Source organism: Mesobacillus sp. (genome assembly GCF_049588175.1).
Lineage (GTDB): Bacteria > Bacillota > Bacilli > Bacillales > Cytobacillaceae > Mesobacillus.
On record NZ_JBAVFI010000283.1, the window covers coordinates 1 to 1,880 of the forward strand.

2 protein-coding genes are annotated in these 1,880 nt (G+C 44.4%); both read right to left on the reverse strand.

Going from position 1 to position 1,880, the window contains the following annotated elements; all coding sequences use genetic code 11:
- A partial coding sequence (locus WB217_RS06910; RefSeq protein ID WP_423991907.1) for a branched-chain amino acid ABC transporter permease occupies nucleotides 1-967 on the reverse strand: 967 nt, incomplete at its 3' end.
- Nucleotides 968-982: 15 nt separating this feature from the next.
- Nucleotides 983-1,852 carry a branched-chain amino acid ABC transporter permease gene (locus WB217_RS06915; RefSeq protein WP_423991909.1) on the reverse strand — a complete coding sequence of 290 codons (870 nt, stop codon included), beginning with the start codon at nucleotides 1,850-1,852 and terminating at the stop codon, nucleotides 983-985.
- Between the last annotated feature and the right edge of the window lie 28 nt (nucleotides 1,853-1,880).

Genomic DNA, 1,880 nt, shown 5'->3' on the forward strand with positions numbered 1-1,880 from the left:
CTTTTGGCATATAAATCATCATAACGACTAGCAGAAGACCAAAGAAGATCACTTCAACGGCTCCACCAGCACTTTCACCAAAAACGAACGGAACAACTTCACGAAGGACCTCCACCAGAAGAGTTACGACAATAACTCCAATAAGGGAACCATAGATACTGAAAAGTCCGCCGAGTACCGCCATCACCACAAACTTGATGGACATTTCAAAGCTAAAGATGGCTGGACTGATAAAACTCATATAAGAAGCATAAAGTCCTCCACTCAGGCCAGCAAAGACGGCACTGACAACAAAGGCTGTTAATTTGTACTGCCCGATATTGATTCCCATGGATTGTGAAGCGACAGCGCTATCCTGTATAGAGCGGAGATTTCTTCCCCAGGAAGATTGAACAAGGTTCTTGGTTAATATAAAAACGATAAGACCAATAAACGCTATTACATAAAACCAGGCGATATCTGAGGCAATTGAAAAAGATCCAATTGTCAGTGAGGGGACACCGATCAACCCCGATGGTCCGCCAGTCATCTGTGATTCCTCAATCAGAACGATGTTAATGACGATACCGAACCCTAGCGTTGCCAATGAAAAATAATGCCCCTGCAGATTCCTTGTCAAGTAACCAAGAATATACGCTATTAATCCTGCCAATATCATGCCAATCGGGATTGTAAGCAAAGGAGAAATTGAAAATTTGATTGCCAAAATCCCTGACCCATAGGCACCGATTCCCCAGAAGGCAGCTTGCGCCAGCGATACAAGGCCCGCATGCCCCATTAGCAGTGAAATCCCAATTGTGGAGATAAAATATAAACCGATCAATACAAAGATTCCTGTAATATAGGTTCCCGCTACATAAGGGAAAGCAACAAGAGCTGCAAGAATAAGAGGAATGAGTATCATCCTTCTCTTAGAAAAGGTGTTCATCGTTACAGATGCTTCATTCCCTACGATAGTTTTTTCCATACGCAACCTCCTCCCCTATACACGCTTTCCGCTCTTTGTTTTTATAAGTCCCTGCGGCATAAACACCAATACGATCAATAAGATGAAAAAGGCGATAGCATCCTTGTAACCTGATGAAATCAATCCTGCCCCCAGTGATTCCAACACACCTAAAATGATGCCACCCACAACTGCTCCAGGAATACTGATAAGTCCACCTAACACAGCTGCAACGAATCCCTTTAATCCGATCATTAGGCCCATATCGTAGGTTGCCAGTGAAATAGGAGTCACCGCTATCCCTACAATTCCAGCTAAACATGCACCAAGCATAAAAGAAAGCAAGCCCATCCACTTAGGAGAGATTCCCATTAAACGGCTAACCTCTCGATTCATCATGCTGGCTCTTAGGGCAGAACCAAGCATCGTTTTTTCAAAAAAGATATACAATGCTAACATCGTAATGACAGTAATGCCTATAACGAAGAAATCCTGTCTCGGAATCGCTGCATTGAGAAAACTGACTGGTTCCCCTGCTAAAAATGGAGGAAGCACCTTCGGTGAGCTTCCGAATATCATTAATGCCATGCCGCGAAGCACTGTGGATACCCCTATTGTAATAATGATTAAAACAACTTCGCTGTTAAAACGGGCTGGCTGAAGCGCCAGCCTCTGAACCAGCGCTCCAACAACAGTAGCAACTATGACTGCGACAATTGCAGCTGCCCAAAGGGGGGCACCGCCAGAGACCATAGCCGCTGCCGTAACCCCCCCAACCATGACAAATTCACCCTGGGCAAAGTTGATAACCCCATTCACGTTATAAATTGTGACAAAGCCTACAGCGATGAGGGCATAAATTCCACCCACTGCTAAACCTGATAACAATAACTGTACGATTTCCAATCCAGCTTCAATCCCTTCTATTCAGGAA